This is a genomic window from Vreelandella sp. V005, assembly GCF_052645115.1.
This window is the reverse complement of the sequence record NZ_JBQXYA010000009.1, coordinates 30,646-46,578: the sequence shown is the minus strand read 5'-3', so window position 1 is coordinate 46,578 and position 15,933 is coordinate 30,646. Positions and strand designations below refer to the sequence as shown.

Annotated in this window: 17 protein-coding genes; 5 read left to right on the top strand and 12 right to left on the bottom strand. The window is 53.8% G+C overall.

What is annotated here, in order from left to right; all coding sequences use genetic code 11:
- Positions 1 to 11: 11 nt before the first annotated feature.
- From ACUN8H_RS16625 to ACUN8H_RS16605, 5 genes are all read right to left on the bottom strand, one after another.
- Positions 12 to 1,277, bottom strand: coding sequence for a SufS family cysteine desulfurase (locus ACUN8H_RS16625; RefSeq protein ID WP_445533166.1), 1,266 nt, complete (start codon positions 1,275 to 1,277; stop codon positions 12 to 14).
- A 55-nt stretch (positions 1,278 to 1,332) separates the two neighbouring features.
- Complete coding sequence (gene sufD, locus ACUN8H_RS16620; RefSeq protein WP_445533165.1) at positions 1,333 to 2,673, bottom strand: Fe-S cluster assembly protein SufD; 1,341 nt, start codon at positions 2,671 to 2,673, stop codon at positions 1,333 to 1,335.
- Positions 2,670 to 3,419, bottom strand: coding sequence for a Fe-S cluster assembly ATPase SufC (gene sufC, locus ACUN8H_RS16615; protein ID WP_445533164.1), 750 nt, complete (start codon positions 3,417 to 3,419; stop codon positions 2,670 to 2,672). Before sufC ends, sufD begins: the two co-directional genes overlap by 4 nt.
- Before the next feature lie 72 nt (positions 3,420 to 3,491).
- Complete coding sequence (sufB, locus tag ACUN8H_RS16610; protein ID WP_176304600.1) at positions 3,492 to 4,934, bottom strand: Fe-S cluster assembly protein SufB; 1,443 nt, start codon at positions 4,932 to 4,934, stop codon at positions 3,492 to 3,494.
- Between the two features lie 78 nt (positions 4,935 to 5,012).
- Complete coding sequence (locus ACUN8H_RS16605) at positions 5,013 to 5,477, bottom strand: SUF system Fe-S cluster assembly regulator (RefSeq protein WP_445533163.1); 465 nt, start codon at positions 5,475 to 5,477, stop codon at positions 5,013 to 5,015.
- A 304-nt stretch (positions 5,478 to 5,781) separates the two neighbouring features.
- Here ACUN8H_RS16605 and ACUN8H_RS16600 point away from each other — a divergent pair, with 304 nt between their 5' ends.
- On the top strand, positions 5,782 to 5,985 hold the full coding sequence (locus ACUN8H_RS16600; protein ID WP_445533162.1) for a putative motility protein: 204 nt from the start codon (positions 5,782 to 5,784) through the stop codon (positions 5,983 to 5,985).
- Positions 5,986 to 6,062: 77 nt separating this feature from the next.
- Here the strand turns inward: ACUN8H_RS16600 and ACUN8H_RS16595 are convergent, their stop codons facing one another.
- From ACUN8H_RS16595 to ACUN8H_RS16580, 4 genes are all read right to left on the bottom strand, one after another.
- The gene (locus ACUN8H_RS16595; RefSeq protein ID WP_445533161.1) at positions 6,063 to 6,404 is read right to left on the bottom strand and encodes a zinc ribbon domain-containing protein YjdM; all 342 of its coding nucleotides are present in this window, start codon (positions 6,402 to 6,404) and stop codon (positions 6,063 to 6,065) included.
- A 114-nt stretch (positions 6,405 to 6,518) separates the two neighbouring features.
- Complete coding sequence (locus ACUN8H_RS16590; RefSeq protein WP_445533160.1) at positions 6,519 to 6,995, bottom strand: YbhB/YbcL family Raf kinase inhibitor-like protein; 477 nt, start codon at positions 6,993 to 6,995, stop codon at positions 6,519 to 6,521.
- A 58-nt stretch (positions 6,996 to 7,053) separates the two neighbouring features.
- Entirely contained in the window at positions 7,054 to 7,584 is a 531-nt protein-coding gene (locus ACUN8H_RS16585; RefSeq protein ID WP_445533234.1) for a hypothetical protein, read from the bottom strand.
- A gap of 50 nt (positions 7,585 to 7,634) precedes the next feature.
- Positions 7,635 to 8,009: a thiol-disulfide oxidoreductase DCC family protein gene (locus ACUN8H_RS16580; protein WP_445533159.1), complete on the bottom strand. Its 375-nt coding sequence runs from the start codon at positions 8,007 to 8,009 to the stop codon at positions 7,635 to 7,637.
- 93 nt (positions 8,010 to 8,102) lie between these two features.
- Here ACUN8H_RS16580 and ACUN8H_RS16575 point away from each other — a divergent pair, with 93 nt between their 5' ends.
- Both ACUN8H_RS16575 and ACUN8H_RS16570 read left to right on the top strand, forming a co-directional pair.
- Positions 8,103 to 8,591, top strand: coding sequence for a flavodoxin family protein (locus tag ACUN8H_RS16575; protein ID WP_445533158.1), 489 nt, complete (start codon positions 8,103 to 8,105; stop codon positions 8,589 to 8,591).
- Between the two features lie 104 nt (positions 8,592 to 8,695).
- Entirely contained in the window at positions 8,696 to 9,784 is a 1,089-nt protein-coding gene (locus ACUN8H_RS16570) for a histone deacetylase family protein (RefSeq protein WP_445533157.1), read from the top strand.
- A 112-nt stretch (positions 9,785 to 9,896) separates the two neighbouring features.
- Here ACUN8H_RS16570 and fadA read toward each other — a convergent pair whose 3' ends face one another.
- Positions 9,897 to 11,075 carry an acetyl-CoA C-acyltransferase FadA gene (gene fadA, locus ACUN8H_RS16565; RefSeq protein WP_290702520.1) on the bottom strand — a complete coding sequence of 393 codons (1,179 nt, stop codon included), beginning with the start codon at positions 11,073 to 11,075 and terminating at the stop codon, positions 9,897 to 9,899.
- 29 nt (positions 11,076 to 11,104) lie between these two features.
- Positions 11,105 to 13,285 carry a fatty acid oxidation complex subunit alpha FadB gene (gene fadB / locus ACUN8H_RS16560; RefSeq protein WP_445533156.1) on the bottom strand — a complete coding sequence of 727 codons (2,181 nt, stop codon included), beginning with the start codon at positions 13,283 to 13,285 and terminating at the stop codon, positions 11,105 to 11,107.
- Positions 13,286 to 13,540: 255 nt separating this feature from the next.
- On the opposite strand from fadB, the gene ACUN8H_RS16555 reads away from it, so the two are divergent.
- Complete coding sequence (locus tag ACUN8H_RS16555; protein WP_445533155.1) at positions 13,541 to 14,695, top strand: DUF5924 family protein; 1,155 nt, start codon at positions 13,541 to 13,543, stop codon at positions 14,693 to 14,695.
- A gap of 76 nt (positions 14,696 to 14,771) precedes the next feature.
- Complete coding sequence (gene slyA, locus ACUN8H_RS16550; protein WP_445533154.1) at positions 14,772 to 15,224, top strand: transcriptional regulator SlyA; 453 nt, start codon at positions 14,772 to 14,774, stop codon at positions 15,222 to 15,224.
- Here the strand turns inward: slyA and ACUN8H_RS16545 are convergent.
- The gene (locus ACUN8H_RS16545; RefSeq protein ID WP_445533153.1) at positions 15,203 to 15,772 is read right to left on the bottom strand and encodes a preprotein translocase subunit YajC; all 570 of its coding nucleotides are present in this window, start codon (positions 15,770 to 15,772) and stop codon (positions 15,203 to 15,205) included. The two genes, slyA and ACUN8H_RS16545, sit on opposite strands and share 22 nt — an antisense overlap.
- Positions 15,773 to 15,933: the final 161 nt, after the last annotated feature.

Here is a 15,933-nt window from a genome sequence, read left to right as displayed (position 1 = left end):
AAGAACCGACCTTAACGTACCATGCCAATCACGCGATTAAGCGCTTCAACAAAGCGATCCACTTCATCGAGCGTATTATACGCAGCAAATGAAGCCCGGCAGGTGGCATCGACACCAAAGTGATGCAACAGAGGCTGCGCGCAGTGGTGGCCGGTGCGAATAGCGATGCCGAGCTGGTCGATCAGCAGGCCGATATCTTGCGAGTGCGCGCCCTCCACCACAAACGACAGCACACCTGCTTTTTGGGGTGCGGTGCCCAAAATACGCAGCCCATCAATGTGCCCTACGGCTTGTGTCGCGCGCTCAAGCAATTGTGCTTCCCAGGCACCAATAGCGCTAACGCCCACACTTTCTACCCACTCAAGGGCACGCCCTAGAGCAATGACTTCTGCAATGGCTGGCGTTCCGGCTTCAAACTTATGCGGAATAGCAGCGAAAGTAGTGCCCACACCAAAAGAGACGGTTTTAATCATCTCGCCGCCGCCCTGCCAGGGCGGCATCGCCTCCAATAGCGCCTGCTTACCGTAAAGCACGCCTACACCTGTTGGCCCATACACTTTATGGCCCGAGAAGGCGTAAAAGTCGGCATCGATCGCCTGCACATCGACCTGCTGATGCGGAGCAGCCTGGGCGCCATCAATTAAGATCAGCGCGCCGTGCTGGTGGGCAAGGGCTGCCATCTCCTGCACTGGGTTGATCGTACCCAGCGCATTGGAGACATGGTTGACCGCGACCAACTGGGTACGCTCACTGAGTAGCTCGCGATAAGCGGCCATGTCGAGTGCGCCATTATGCTCAACGGGAATGACCTTGATGCTAAACCCGATCTCAGCGGCCAGCAGTTGCCAGGGCACAATATTGGAGTGGTGTTCCAACATGGAAATCAGCACTTCATCGCCAGGCCCGAGGTTTTTACGCCCCCAGCTCTGCACGACTAAGTTGATAGCCTCTGTGGTGCCACGGGTAAAGATGACCTGACGCGCATCTTCCGCGTTGAGAAACGCCCGCACCTTATGACGCGTGCCTTCAAACGCCGCCGTTGCCTCATCGGCTAGGGTGTGTAGCCCACGATGAATGTTGGCGTTGTAGCGCGAGTAGTAATCGCTAAAGACGTCGATCACCTGCTGGGGCGTCTGGCTGGTAGCCGCATTGTCCAAATAGATGAGCGGCTTGCCATGCACTTCACGAGCAAGTACCGGGAAATCCTGACGCAGACGAGCGACATCAAAGGGTGCTTGTGCTTGCAGGGGCGCCTGCTCAATAACGGTATGTGGCATCGATCACTCCTCTTAGAGCTCTTGGAACTAGTCTTTAACAGCCGGCCTTGAAGAGCTAGTCGTTCAGAGCAGCCGCCGCCTCAACAAGCCCAGCAAGATTAAAGCGCTCTGGCAATTTACCCGCCACCGCAAGCTCAACGCGCTCGGCAATCGCGTCCAAACTCACTTTATCCAACACCTCTCCCGCAAAGGCGAGGGTTAGCAAGCCTCGTGCGGTGGCTTCATCGATACCGCGCGTGCGAAGGGCGTAAATTGCCTCTTCATCCAGCTGGCCCGTTGTAGTGCCGTGTGAACACTTAACATCATCCGCGTAGATCTCAAGCTCAGGCTTGGCATCAATGTGGGCACGGTCTGATAGCAATAGGTTTTGGTTGCTCTGAAAACCTTCAATCTTCTGACTGTCGCGCTTGACGTATACCTTGCCGTTAAACACACCGTGAGCGCGATCATCCAGAATGCCTTTGTAGTTCTCATTGGAGAACGTCAGCGGCGCATTGTGGTTGACCTTGGTGTGGTTATCGACGTGCTGACGGCCCTGACCAAAGAACAGACCCAGGAAGTTAGTTTCAGCGCCCTGTCCGTTCAAATCACTGATCAAGTCGTTACGCACAAGCGCGCCGCCCAGGCTTAGGTTATAAGAGGTATAGCGGCTATCCCGCCCTTGCTCTACGTGAATGCTCGCCACGTGCATGTCGCCCAATGGCGCTTCCTGCAGCTTGTAATGGGCGAGAATCGCACCACGATCAAGCATTAGCTCAGCCACGACGTTGGTGAAGTTAGCCGCTTCGCGCTCGCCCGTATAATGCTCGATCAGCGTGGATTCGCTGCGGCTACCCGCCTCTACCAGCACGCGCGGGTGACTCATCACCGGCTCGCCGGCGCGCGACAGAAATTGCAGAAGAATGGGTTTCTCAACCACCGTGCCCGCCGCAATGCGAACCACGGCGCCCTCTTCCATAAATGCCGTATTCAGTGCGGCAAAAGGAGAGAAATCCACCCCCGTTAGCCGCCCAAGAGGGCCACCCACGGCCTCGTGATTCTCTGTTAACGCCTTGGAAAGCGGCAATACCTGAACGCTTGATGGCAGCGAATCCACATCCGAAAGTGCCGCTGAGAAAACACCATCCACAAACGTAAGGCGGTGAGCCTCAATCGGCAGTGTCAACGCAGCCGCACTGGCTTGAGAAAATTCGGCGTTATCGGCGAGCGCAAAGTTGCCCTGGGCGATTGAGCGCACGTCGGTGTATTTCCACTCTTCATCACGTCGTGTCGGAAAACCCAGCGCTTCAAAGCGGGCAGCGCCCGCCTGACGACGAGCAGCAATCCAGGTTGGCTCTGCCTGATAGTGCGGGCTGCGCGCTTTGAGTGTGTCTAAAAAGGTTTGCGTATCGCTCATGCCACAGACTCCTCGATACCTTCGTACCCATTGGCTTCCAGCTGCTTGGCAAGCTCAGCGTCACCGGTTTTGACAATACGGCCATCAACTAGGACGTGCACCTTGTCCGGCACGATGTAATCCAGCAAGCGCTGGTAATGAGTAACCAGCAGAATGGCACGCTCTTGAGAACGTAGGCTGTTAACGCCATCGGCAACGACTTTCATGGCATCGATATCGAGGCCGGAATCGATCTCATCAAGCATGGCTAGCTTCGGCTGCAGCACCAGCATTTGCAGAATCTCGTTGCGTTTTTTCTCACCGCCTGAGAAACCTTCGTTAACGGCGCGCTGTAGGAAGCTAGCGTCCATTTTCATGTAACCAAGCTTCTCTTTCACCAGCTTCATAAACTCTGGCGCTGGCATTTCGCCTTCGCCGCGAGCGACGCGCTGGGCATTCAGCGCCGATTTCAGCAGGTAGATATTTTTAACACCTGGGATTTCTACCGGATACTGGAAACCCAGCAGCAAGCCGGCCTGGGCGCGCTCTTCGATTTCCATTTCAAGCACGTCTTTGCCTTCAAAGGTAATCGTGCCCTGGGTGACTTCGTAGCCATCTTTACCGGCGATAACTGCCGATAGCGTCGATTTACCCGCGCCGTTTGGCCCCATAATGGCATGCACTTCACCCGCATTGATGGTTAGGGTGAGGCCTTTAAGGATTTCATTGCCTTCGACGGTGACGTGTAAATCATTCACTTGCAACATATTGATTACCTTCTAATTCTGACGAGTCGCTACGGCGACACTAATTAAATGAGTGAACTGAACGGTTAACGATTAACCTACCGCACCTTCCAGGGTGACGTTGAGCAGCGCTTCCGCTTCGACGGCAAACTCCATCGGCAGCTCTTGGAAGACATCTTTACAGAAGCCATTCACAATCATGCTGACCGCGTCTTCTTCCGAGATACCGCGGCTCTGGCAGTAAAACAGCTGATCTTCACCAATTTTAGAGGTGGTCGCTTCGTGCTCAATGGTCGCCGTGCTGTTGCCAATCTCCTGATAAGGGAAGGTATGCGCACCGCACTTATCGCCAATCAACAGCGAATCGCACTGGGTAAAGTTACGCGCTCCTTTGGCACGCGGGCCGATTTTCACTAGTCCGCGATAAGACTGATCACTGCGACCCGCTGAGATCCCTTTAGCGACGATATAGGAACGCGTGCCTTCGCCAATGTGAATCATTTTAGTGCCGGTGTCGGCCTGCTGACGGCCGTTCGTCACGGCAACGGAGTAGAACTCGCCGATACTGTCCTTGCCGCGCAGTACACAGGAAGGGTATTTCCAGGTAATGGCGGAGCCGGTCTCTACCTGCGTCCAGCTAATGCGTGAACGATCACCGCGGCAGTCGCCCCGTTTGGTCACAAAGTTATAGATACCACCCTTGCCATTTTCGTCACCGGGATACCAGTTCTGCACGGTTGAGTATTTGATATAGGCATCGTCCAGAGCGACCAGCTCAACGACGGCGGCGTGCAGCTGGTTTTCATCACGCATCGGCGCGGTACAGCCTTCCAGGTAAGAAACCTGGGCGCGGCTTTCGCAAATAATCAGCGTGCGCTCAAACTGGCCGGTATTGGCCGCGTTAATGCGGAAGTAGGTAGACAGCTCCATCGGGCAGGTAACGCCTTCTGGCACAAACACGAAGGAGCCGTCGGTGAAGACCGCTGAGTTGAGCGCCGCGAAGTAGTTGTCCGCCACCGGCACGACCGTACCCAAGTACTGTTTGATCAGTTCCGGGTAGTCACGGATAGCCTCGGAGATGGAGCAGAAAATCACGCCTGCCTCACCAAGCTGCTTCTTAAAAGTAGTCGCCACCGATACAGAGTCGAATACTGCATCTACGGCAACACCAGCCAGCGCGGCGCGCTCGTGCAACGGAATCCCCAGTTTCTCGTAGGTCTCTAGCAGTTTGGGATCGACTTCATCCAGGCTCTGGGGGCGGTCTTCCGGGCGCTTGGGCGCACTGAAATAGGAGATCGACTGGTAATCAATCGGCGGATAATCGAGATGCGCCCAGGAGGGCGCTTCCATTTTCAGCCACTGGCGATAGGCATCCAGACGCCACTCCAGCATCCACTCGGGTTCGCCCTTTTTCTTGGAGATAAAGGCGATGGTGTTTTCATCCAGGCCAGGTGGCAGGGTGTCGCTTTCAATATCGGTTACGAAGCCGTCTTTGTATTCGCGACGAACCAACTGTTCCATTTCTTCGCTTGCCATGGTGATACCCTCCGGGCAGTTGGGTGGCGAGATTATCGCCTTTAATAATAAATAAGGCCTGCTGTGCTTGCGCCGCGGTTAGGCCGACGCCGCCGACAGGCTGATCGTTTGAATAGGCAGTTGCACCGGCAATTTTATCGGTGCTGTATCGGCTAAATGCGCTAACGTCACGCTTTCAAGCAACGTACGCATCGCCAATGAAACCCGCTGCCAGTTATCTGCCACACCGCAGGTAGCGACAAGCTCGCAATCCCCTTCTGCTTGGCTGCATTCGGTCATGGCAACGGGGCCTTCAATCGCCGCAATAATGTCGGCGGCCGTAATTTTTGATGCTGGCCGCGCCAAGCGATAACCGCCTTGAGCACCGCGTTGGGAAACTAACAACCCGGCACGCGCCAGCATTTTAAGCGTTTTACTTACCGTGGGGTGTGGCAGTTGCACAGCCTCAGCCAAATCAGCCGCTGCGTGTGATGCTTGAGCGTGACGGGCAATTTGCGCCATCACCACAGCGGCATAATCTGTCAGCCGAGAAAGCTTGAGCATATCGACTCCCCTTTTATGTACTGAGTGCGCACGCCAACGATCGGTGCCCGCGTCAATTGAGTACCATTTTAGTCCTGTATAAATTTGATGTGAAGCCCTTGAGCTAAATGGTTGGCAATTTGAGCAAAATAACAGCACGATCGACGCCAATCGCATCAAAAACAACAATCATTATCATTTAAAAAAACTATGGAACTTGTAAGCTTATTGTCTTGGCTTTACTTTAATGAGCAACGTCTGGTAATTTCGACTGAGTATTGAGTGCCATCAAGCTGGATGGCGGCCTGCTATTCGAGGATTTCAGATGGATTCAGCAGTCAACAATATGGTCAATGCGTCATTGGCGATGCAGCAAGTACAAGTTGCACAACAAGCGCAACTGACCGTTTTTAAAGACGCTTTAGACGGACAAGCAGCGCATATTTCTGCACTTATGGAAAGCGTTGCTCAGGTGCCTCAACTGGCCACGAGCGGAAGCGTAGGTACGCAAATTAATACCACGGCGTAATAAATGTGGCGAAAGATAAGCAAATAGCCCCCTGACTAACGCCAGGGGGCTATTTTTTTACTACCTGTCTTAACCCGCTAGGCTTTTTTAACAAACTCGGATTTAAGTTTCAGCGGCCCGATACCGTCAATCTTACAGTCGATATCGTGATCGCCATCCACTAAGCGGATACTCTTCACTTTAGTACCCACTTTTACCACCAGTGAACTGCCCTTGACCTTCAGATCCTTGATGACCGTTACACTATCACCGTCGGCCAACATATTGCCGTTGGCATCTCGCACGCCTGAAGCGTCATCATCGCCCTCTTCTGCTGCCACTTTTGACCACTCATGGCCACACTCTGGGCACACATATTGAATCCCGTCATCGTAACAAAATTCGGAGGCGCAGGCAGGACAGTTAGGGATATCACTCATGGAACGGCTCCATCACTTGGCTATTACAAAAGACGCTGACAGGGTCTTAGAAAGCGATGGAGCCTACACGGGTTAAGCAAAATGTCCAGCGAGAAGCGATAGAAGCCGCGGGCATTAACCGCGCTGATAAGTCCCCACCAGGCGATTCATACCCAGCAGGTTAGGCTCTACTTCTTTGAGTAATTCAGCAAGCGTTAACCCTTCCGGCAGTGACGTTTGACGATCCAGCGCCAGCACCCAAAAATAATAAAGGTGTTTGCCGTGCCCTTCGGGAGGCATAGGGCCACAGTAACCAACGTCTCCTTTATCATTGGCGCCTGGGGTGCCCGCCTCGCTTTTTTCGGTGAGTTCTAGCGTATCGGCGGGTAAATTATAAAGCACCCAGTGTACAAAGCCGTAGCTCCCTTCTTTTACTAAAGGGGCATCAGGATCGTGGCAGATAACCGCAAAGCCCTGAGTTCCCTCGGGCGCATCTTGCCAAGCGAGCGTTGGCGAAACATCGTCTCCTTCTCCCGTATGCTTGGTAGGAATCGCTTGGTGGTCGGCAAAGGCCGAACTAGTAACCTGCATTGATGAAAGTGCAAATGCCATGCTTCTCTCCTGAGTAACGGTTAGGGGTATGAACTACTTGTGCGTCAAAAACAAGCAACTAAAAATTAACCACCGCTGCATATTGTTGCCACCACTGCCGCGCTATATGAACGTTTTCATCGTTATACGCTGGGTCAAGAACAACACCCAACTGAACATAGTCGCCACGTGTTCTGACCATGAGCTGAGGATCCTGAGTAGCCAGCTGGAGCGCGTAGAGCACCAGCATTTGTTCATACGCATCGCTGGTGTTCAGCCGAGCAAACAGCAGGGGGACCGCAGGCAGGCCTATTTCACCTAATCGTTCAGCGGCAATGTACCAGGGTCGACGGTTATCACGATCGCCGTAGCTGGCCACAAAACGCCGGTCGGCCAACCGGCTAACGTAATAGGAAGCTTCCTCTTCAGGACTCATAAACAGTGGCGGCACCCAGTCACTGTCCATAGCAGTCACCGGCGCGGTTGTGGCGACGGGACTAGGTTGCGGCGTAGTAAGCGGTGCTTCAGCCGCTGCCTGGTTAGGGGTGGGCGAAGAGCGGTGCCCACCGGCACAGCCCGCAAGTAAAAGGCATGCCCCCAAACATATCACTCCTAGATAATGCGCGCTTTGCTGCATTGGCAAGCTTCCTTGGCTAGATCTTAAACGGGCCATCGCCCCTGTTTTTTCAGGCGACGTTTAACCCACATATCATAAAGCGCCCGCAACGCTGATTTAATCCCCGGCAGGCCAATTATCCAAGCGATCGGCAGTAGCCAGGGAATTCGCTTCATTAATAAACGGTAGGCGTCGATACCTTCAATCAGTTGGCCTTGCGCAGTCTCAATGTGCAAAGAACGCAGTGCCATGCCGGGATCAACGCCTTTTTCTCGGAGAGCTGGCGCATGTTCGCTTACATCAAGCCAGCCTATATCACCGGCATGCTGCCCCGACCAGCGCTCATAGCGGCGGCGCTCTTGTCGACACAGCGGGCACTGGGCATCGTAAAAGACATTGATCGATCTCTTACTGGACATATGGCTTCTCAACTTTAAAACTCTTAAGCAGTGTGGCATTTACAACAATTGGCGCAACCCCTTGCTGTCCCACTCTTCAATTAGGTCTTCACTATGAATGCTGAGCTTAATAATGAATTTAGTAAACAACTGTTAGTGATCGCTCATGCCCCGTCACCGAATACCCGGCTTTTACATGAAGCGGCCGCGCATGGCGCTAGCCATCCTGATCTGGATCAGATCCAGTGTGTGGTGAAAGCACCTTTGGAGGCAGGCCCAGAGGATGTACTGGCCTGCGATGCCATTCTACTCGGTACCACGGAGAATCTGGGCTATATGAGTGGTGCGCTAAAAGATTTCTTTGACCGCACCTACTATTCTGTTCTAGAAAAAAAGCAAGGATTGCCTTGTGCACTTTATATCCGTGCTGGCCATGACGGCACAGGCACGCAACGCGCAGTAGAAAGCATTGTGACCGGCTTACGCTGGCGCTGGGTGCAGGCACCCCTCATTTTACGCGGCGAATGGCAGCCAACGTTTGTAGATCAAGTCGAAGAAATTAGCATGACCTTAGCGTTTAGTGTTGAAAGTGGCATTGTTTGAGAGTGACATTGTATGACCTCGCCTAGCCTGCCTTACTGTAGGTAGGCATTTCGCGCCATCAGCGCGATTGAAAGGAATCAACGCACTTATTTCAGGTAGCCATTATGCACAATGTCATTGCCTTCTATGATGATCGCGTACTCGCTCACGAACCCAACATTGATGCCGACTTCTTACCGCAGCGAATCGATAAGCGTATTCGACACCTTCTTGCCGGGTTACCCGTGCCATGGAAGTACCCTGAACATCCGGGTCGATTAAAAGCCATTCAACAACTGCTTGAAAAATCGCCGATTGAGGGGCTCCACATTGAGGGCGGCAAAGCGGCGACACATGAACAGTTAGCGCGGGTGCACACCACTTCCTATCTCAGCGATATTTTTAGCCTGCGGGGTAAAAATGCCTGGCTGGACGTAGACACCACAGCGGTTTCACCGGGAAGCGTTGATGCCGCTGAAGTAGCCGCGGGCACCGCTATTGCCGCGGTCGAGGCCGTGATGGAAAAACGCACGAAAACCGCCTTTGCCCTTGTGCGCCCGCCGGGACACCACGCGGAACCCGTTCGCGCCCGCGGCTTCTGCTTATTTAATAATGTCGCGGTGGCAGCCGCCCATGCCCGTAGCGCGTTCGGCTGCGAACGCGTGTTGATCGTTGATTGGGACGCCCACCACGGCAACGGCACCCAGGACATTTTCTGGGCCGAACCGAACGTGATGTTTTTCGATATCCACCGGGCAGCCCCTTTCTATCCTGGCTCCGGTCACCTTGAAGAGGTTGGCGCCGGTTTAGGCGAAGGCACCACCATCAACGTCCCTCTACCCGCTGGAGCCGGTGATGAAGCGTATTTGAAAGCCTTTCGTGACATTTTGGCGCCAGCGGCGGCCTGGTTTAAACCCGATATCATTTTAGTGTCAGCAGGCTTTGACCCCCACTGGCATGACTTAGCGCTCAACGTTTCTTATGAGGGGTTTGGCGCGCTGACCGGCATTATGCAACAACTTGCCGAACAGCACTGTGAGGGCCGTTTGGTCTTCGTATTAGAGGGGGGCTACAACCTTGAGTCGCTAGCTAATGGCACACGTGCCGTGCTGGCTGTACTGGCGGGCAACACCGTGCCGGTGCCTGATACCTGTGGCATTGCAGAAGTACAAGCCGCCGCGGATTTTCACCGCACGGCTTTTGAATCTGAATAAAGCCCTTCTGAAGAGTGGTTTTCTGAATAAAAACCTGACAAACAAAAACGGCACCTCGAATGAAAGGTGCCGTTGGCAATGCCAGTACCACCGTTATTTCAACCGCTCAAACTTATTTCAACCGCTCAAACACCGTTGCTACGCCCTGCCCCATGCCAATACACATGGTGGCTAAACCGAGGGTGGTATCGCGCTGCTGCATCACGTTAAGCAGCGTAGTGCAAATACGCGAGCCCGAGCAACCCAACGGGTGTCCAAGGGCAATTGCGCCACCGTGCAAGTTAACCTTCTCGTCCAGCGAGTCCAGGAAGCCCAGGTCTTTCAATACGGGAATACCCTGCGCGGCGAAAGCTTCGTTAAGCTCAACGGTCTGTATATCCGCCGCGGATAGACCAGCAATTTTCAGCGCTTTTTTGGAGGCTGGAACGGGGCCATAGCCCATAATAGACGCATCGCAACCCGCCACACCGGTTGATAGTACACGTGCAATGGGCTGAAGGCCCAGCGCCTGAGCGCGTTCGTAGCTCATGACCGCCATCGCCGATGCCCCCACAGAGAGCGCCGACGAGGTACCTGCCGTAACAGTGCCGTTACGGGGGTCAAACACCGGCTTCAAGTTAGCCATTGACTCCAAGCTGGCGTCTTCACGGATGACTTCGTCGCGCTGCACCATGACTTTAAAGCCGCGCTGATCGTGCCCTTCGACACCGATAATCTCGTTGTCAAAGTAACCCTTCTCCATCGCCGCCTGGGCGCGCTGGTGGGAACGTACCCCAAACTTATCCTGCTCTTCCCTGGAAACGCCGTGCATCTTACCCAGTAGCTCTGCGGTCAGGCCCATCATCATCGCCGCTTTAGCAGCGTATTTGCTGGCGGCGGGATTAACGTCAACGCCGTGAGCCATGGGTACGTGCTCCATATGCTCAACGCCGCCGATGATAAAGAAATCGCCCATGCCTGCTTTGATATTGGCAGCGGCGATATGCAGCGCAGTCATCGAAGAGCCACACAGACGGTTGACCGTTTGGGCGGGCACCGAACGGGGAATGCCGGTCATAATGGCGGCATTACGCGCAATGTTCATCGACTGTTCAAGCGTCTGGTTCACGCAGCCCCAGATCACATCATCTACTTCCGATGGGTCTAGATTAGGGTTACGAGTAAACAGTGCCTGCATAGCCGCCGCCGAAAGGTTCTCAGCGCGAACGTTACGAAAAGCACCATTCTTGGCTTTTGCCATGGCGGTACGGACACCGTCAACCACCACAATATCTCTCGGACTCAAACTCATCTTTTATCTCCTATGCGTGGTGGTTAGGCTTAATTGGCAGACTTATCGCTGGAATAGAACAACTCGCCGTTTTGAGCCATCTGACGTAGCCTGTCGGTGGGCGCGTATAGCGGCCCTAGCTCTTCGGCTAGCCCTTCCGCCACTTTCACAAACGCCGCCACGCCCATCGCGTCGATGTAGCGCAGCGCGCCACCGCGGAATGGCGGGAAGCCGATGCCATAAATCAACGCCATGTCGGCTTCAGCCGGTGTGGCCACAATGCCATCTTCCAAGCAGCGCACGGTTTCCAAACAGAGCGGCACCATCATGCGGGCGATGATGTCCTCGTCGGAAAACTCCTTGTGCTCCTTCACCACTTCTTTGACCAAGGCGTAAGCCACTTCATCGGTCACTTTCTTCGGCTTACCTTTCTTATCTTCCTCGTAGGCGTAAAAGCCCTTGTCGTTCTTCTGGCCTAAACGGTCGTTGTCATACATGACCTGAATAGCGGTTTTACCGGCGCGGGCCATCCGATCTGGGAAGCCTTCCGCCATTACTTCATTGGCGTGAACGGCGGTATCCAGACCGACCACATCCAGCAGGTAGGCCGGGCCCATGGGCCAGCCGAACTTCTCCATCACTTTATCAACGTGCTGGAAGTCAGCGCCCTGCTCAACCAAGAAGCTAAAGCCGCCAAAGTAAGGGAAGAGTACCCGGTTGACCAAGAAGCCTGGGCAGTCGTTAACCACAATCGGCGTTTTGCCCATTGCCCGGGCGTAGGCCACGGTGGCGGCAACGGCGGCATCCGAGGTCTTCTCACCACGGATGACTTCTACCAGCGGCATGCGGTGAACGGGGTTGAAGAAGTGCATCCCGCAGAAGTTTTCCGGCCGCTTTAGGTTTTGCGCCAAGCGGTTGATAGAAATCGTCGACGTGTTAGAGGTGAGAATAGTATTTTCGCTCACCATGCCTTCCACTTCGGTCAACACGGCGTCTTTGACCTTAGGGTTTTCCACTACCGCTTCAACGACCAAATCGACGTTACCAAAATCACCGTAAGAGAGCGTCGGGCGAATATTGGTCAGTTTTTCAGCCATTTGCTCGGTAGTGAATTTCTTCCGCTCTACCTGTTTGGCGAATAACTTACGGGCTTCTTTCAGGCCCAGCTCAATGGCATCGTCCTTAATATCTTTCATCAGGATCGGCGTGCCCTTGGAAGCGCTCTGATAGGCGATACCACCGCCCATGATACCAGCGCCCAATACCGCTGTTTGTTTCACCGGCTGCGCCTGCTTTTCGTAATTGCTGGCTTTCTTCTTGACCACTTGATCATTGAGGAACAGGCCGACCAGATTGAACGCCACACTACTTAGCGCCAGTTTGGCGAACGCTTTGGCTTCAATTGCCTGAGCGCGCCCGCGGGTCTCACCAGCACCTTTCTGAATTACTTTGATCGCTTCAACGGGGGCAGGATAATGCGGCCCCGCCTTGCCAGCGACATACCCTTTGGCCGTTTCAAAGGCCATCATCTGCTCGATGGGATTGAGCTTGAGCGGGCTGGTCTTTTCAGTACGGCGGGCCTGGTAATCTAGCTCGCCTGCATTGGCACGATCGAGCATATCCAGCGCGGCGTCTTCCAACTGTTCAGCACTCACCACAGCATCAACAGCGCCCATCTTCAACGCGGCATCAGCGCGGTTTTCAGTGCCGCCAGCAATCCATTCGATAGCGTTATCAGCGCCGATAATGCGTGGCAGGCGCACACAGCCGCCCCAGCCGGGCAAAATACCGAGCTTGGTTTCTGGCAAGCCAATCTTGGCTTTCTCGCTCATTACGCGAAAATCCGTGGTCAGCAAGACTTCACAGCCACCGCCCAGCGCCAGCCCGTTAATGGCCGTCACCGTGGGGAAAGGCAGATCTTCAATGGCATTGAAGATGTCGTGTACCTTGAGATTCATCTCCACCAGGTACTCTTCGCCCTTATCGAACAGGGTATGAAATTCGGTGATATCGGCGCCCACGATAAACACGTCTTTACCGCTGGCAATGAGCAACCCCTTCAAGCTATTTTCAGCTTGAAGGGCCTTCACTGCCTCACCCAGCTCTGCCACTACAGCGCTGGATAGTTTGTTGACGGACTCACCTTTCAAATCAAAAGTGAGCATAGCGATGTCATTGCCACTCGGGGTGTCACGACGTGTCACCGTAATGGCGTTGCCTTGATAGATCATCCGCGCGCTCTCCACAATTCGGGTTGGCTCCCTAAAAGGGACCCGCCACACTTTTATTCGGCCAACAGAAATATACGGTCAATTCAATCCAATCGATTTCATACGGTCGTTTGATTGCTTTAGCTTGGTTGAGTTACCGGTGTTCGTCAAGCCCTGACTTTCGGCTAATTTACCCATCTACTGAGACCAGCACTCCCCTGCGTGCGTTCATACTGCTAGGATCACGCTTCCAATTATTTTGCAGGTTAACTTTCTATGGGCGCACTGCTCACGCCATCGCGCATTGCCACTGTTCAGCGACATATTGAACGCATTGTCGAGCGATTAAAGCCATGGAGCTGGCTATGGCCACCCATGGCGTTTACGGCCGGTTTAGGCAGCTTCTTTCTGGTAGATCGCCAACAGTGGCTGGGCGCTGCCCTTGCGCTAGGGCTTTTATTCGCCTGGACGCTACTGCTTTCCGAGGGCTTAATCAGCCGCTGGCTAAAACGCCGTGGCCACCCGACGCCGCCAAGAGCCGTAACGACGTTTATTGCCCAGATGATTCACCAGGAAACGCTTTTTTTCACGCTGCCATTTATTTTAGTCACCACCGTGTGGAATAGCGGCCAAACGCTGTTTGCACTGCTTGTGGGCGTGATGGCGATACTGTCTATCATCGATCCCATCTATTTTAAAATTTCCGAACGATGGCGTAGCCTTTATTTCTTATTCCACGCCATGTGCGTGTTTCTCGTGTTGCTTGTGACGCTACCGATCATGGTACACCTCACCACCGGGCAAAGTTTACTCTTAGCTCTGGGTATCACGGTCGTGGTCGCCCTCCCTAGCTTTTGGCATCTGTTAAAGCAAAGTTCTTTCAAGCGCTGGTGCGCCTTTTTTGGCTTAACGTTAGTGTTAGCTTACGGCGCTTGGCTAGGGCGCATTTGGGTTCCCCCTGCCAGTCTATGGATGACCAGCAGCGCGCTCTCGCCTGGGTTTGATGTCGCGCAGCGCCTACCCCAAGGCTCAATGACCCTTACTCCCCAAGCCATTAGCGATAACGGGCTCTATGTGTATACCGCTATCAGAGCACCTCGGGGACTGAGTGAAACCATTACCCATGCTTGGCATCATAATGGTGAGCAAATGGATGTCGTGGAACTCAATATCGACGGTGGCCGTGAGCAGGGATATCGAGCCTGGAGCCACAAGCAGAATTTTCCGGCAGATCCGGCGGGAGATTGGCGTATCGATATTATGACGAGCACGGGTCAACGCTTAGGGTTGATACGCTTTAAAGTGGCAGAAGACAGTCAGCAGGCCTCGCTCGCCGATGGAGAAATACACGCCAGTGGTCTCAGCAACTGGAACCTACGCCGCTTCGTGCCTGGTCGCACTAATGATGAAGAGGCACGACCGGATGACTAAGTAGTAAAGCGCCTTGCATTCGGCGCCACAGCTTATGACAATTCGCCTACTCACTCTTATTGGTAGTTAGTTGCTTATGGCTTCAACGATTGGTTTTCGTATCGCGCGCTTGCCGCATCTATGGCGTTCCATTCTAGATCGACGACTTGCGCCCTTAGGCTTAACGCAAACGCGCTGGGTAACGCTTTATCATTTATGGCGCTTGGGCGAGGGACACCCACAGTGTGACCTGGCGCGCGCCATTGGCGTTGAAGCCCCCTCCTTGGTGCGAACGCTTGGCCAACTCGAAGAACAGGGCTTAGTTGAACGCCGTGCCTGTGATAATGACCGCCGTAGCAAGCGTATCTACTTAACACCTGCCGCGATGCCGTTGTTGGAAAAAATCGACAGCGTTGCGCAGCAGGCGCGTAAGGAAATGTTTGCTGGCTTGAGCGAAGATAATCTTGAACAGCTTAACGAGTGGCTGGCAGTGATTGAAGCCAACGGGTTAGCCATTCAAGCCCGGGATCAAGACGACCCCGCCTCATGATCACTCTTTGAAGTTACTGGCGGCTGCTCGTCCTCCATGAGCGGCGGTGCTGTGGGTCGGTCCGAATGGCCCTGAAGCGAACGCTGCAGTTGCTGAAACTCGGGTAAATAGGTCGCGAATCGTTCAGCGGTTTGCGACTCCCACCACCATAGTGTTAACGAATAGGCAGTCGATTGGATGACAAGCGCGTCTTGTGGCAAACGCTCAAGCAGCGCTTTTAATGCTATTTCGGCCTCTTCTGGTAGCGGTCGCAACGGGGCTATGCGCCATCGCCAGCCTGCGTGATAGGGAGCTAACGCTTCACTGGCATTACTGTCTCTGACCAACAGGAAATCAGGCCCGAGCGCTGACTGGGGGTAGTGCCACCGATAGGCAGGCATTGTGCCTTTGAAGTGATGAAGCGGTGGTTTTTCCAGTTTGATGGTGACGCCTTGCTTACCCATTTGGGTACGCAGGGCCTGTTGGCGCTTCTGGCGAGGACTAGGTTTTAGCCACATCACAGGCGCGATGACAAACAGCATTATTGCTATAATGATTAACCATTCCATCTCTACATTTCCCTCCACATGAGCCACACTTTAGGTAATATTCTAACCACCATGGCCCAGGTCGTTGTTTTGATGCGCGTCATGGTTAAAACGCTGATCATTGTTAAATTAAGGCACGCCATCTAAAGTAACGGATATCCTACAAAGCTTCTCTTTGTTAG

Bases quoted from the DNA above. Each gene is read 5' to 3' on its own strand.
- ACUN8H_RS16625 (WP_445533166.1), bottom strand. From the start codon at position 1,277: ATGCCACATACCGTTATTGAGCAGGCGCCCCTGCAAGCACAAGCACCC.
- sufD (WP_445533165.1), bottom strand. From the start codon at position 2,673: ATGAGCGATACGCAAACCTTTTTAGACACACTCAAAGCGCGCAGCCCG.
- sufC (WP_445533164.1), bottom strand. From the start codon at position 3,419: ATGTTGCAAGTGAATGATTTACACGTCACCGTCGAAGGCAATGAAATC.
- sufB (WP_176304600.1), bottom strand. From the start codon at position 4,934: ATGGCAAGCGAAGAAATGGAACAGTTGGTTCGTCGCGAATACAAAGAC.
- ACUN8H_RS16605 (WP_445533163.1), bottom strand. From the start codon at position 5,477: ATGCTCAAGCTTTCTCGGCTGACAGATTATGCCGCTGTGGTGATGGCG.
- ACUN8H_RS16600 (WP_445533162.1), top strand. From the start codon at position 5,782: ATGGATTCAGCAGTCAACAATATGGTCAATGCGTCATTGGCGATGCAG.
- ACUN8H_RS16595 (WP_445533161.1), bottom strand. From the start codon at position 6,404: ATGAGTGATATCCCTAACTGTCCTGCCTGCGCCTCCGAATTTTGTTAC.
- ACUN8H_RS16590 (WP_445533160.1), bottom strand. From the start codon at position 6,995: ATGGCATTTGCACTTTCATCAATGCAGGTTACTAGTTCGGCCTTTGCC.
- ACUN8H_RS16580 (WP_445533159.1), bottom strand. From the start codon at position 8,009: ATGTCCAGTAAGAGATCGATCAATGTCTTTTACGATGCCCAGTGCCCG.
- ACUN8H_RS16575 (WP_445533158.1), top strand. From the start codon at position 8,103: ATGAATGCTGAGCTTAATAATGAATTTAGTAAACAACTGTTAGTGATC.
- ACUN8H_RS16570 (WP_445533157.1), top strand. From the start codon at position 8,696: ATGCACAATGTCATTGCCTTCTATGATGATCGCGTACTCGCTCACGAA.
- fadA (WP_290702520.1), bottom strand. From the start codon at position 11,075: ATGAGTTTGAGTCCGAGAGATATTGTGGTGGTTGACGGTGTCCGTACC.
- fadB (WP_445533156.1), bottom strand. From the start codon at position 13,285: ATGATCTATCAAGGCAACGCCATTACGGTGACACGTCGTGACACCCCG.
- ACUN8H_RS16555 (WP_445533155.1), top strand. From the start codon at position 13,541: ATGGGCGCACTGCTCACGCCATCGCGCATTGCCACTGTTCAGCGACAT.
- slyA (WP_445533154.1), top strand. From the start codon at position 14,772: ATGGCTTCAACGATTGGTTTTCGTATCGCGCGCTTGCCGCATCTATGG.
- ACUN8H_RS16545 (WP_445533153.1), bottom strand. From the start codon at position 15,772: ATGGAATGGTTAATCATTATAGCAATAATGCTGTTTGTCATCGCGCCT.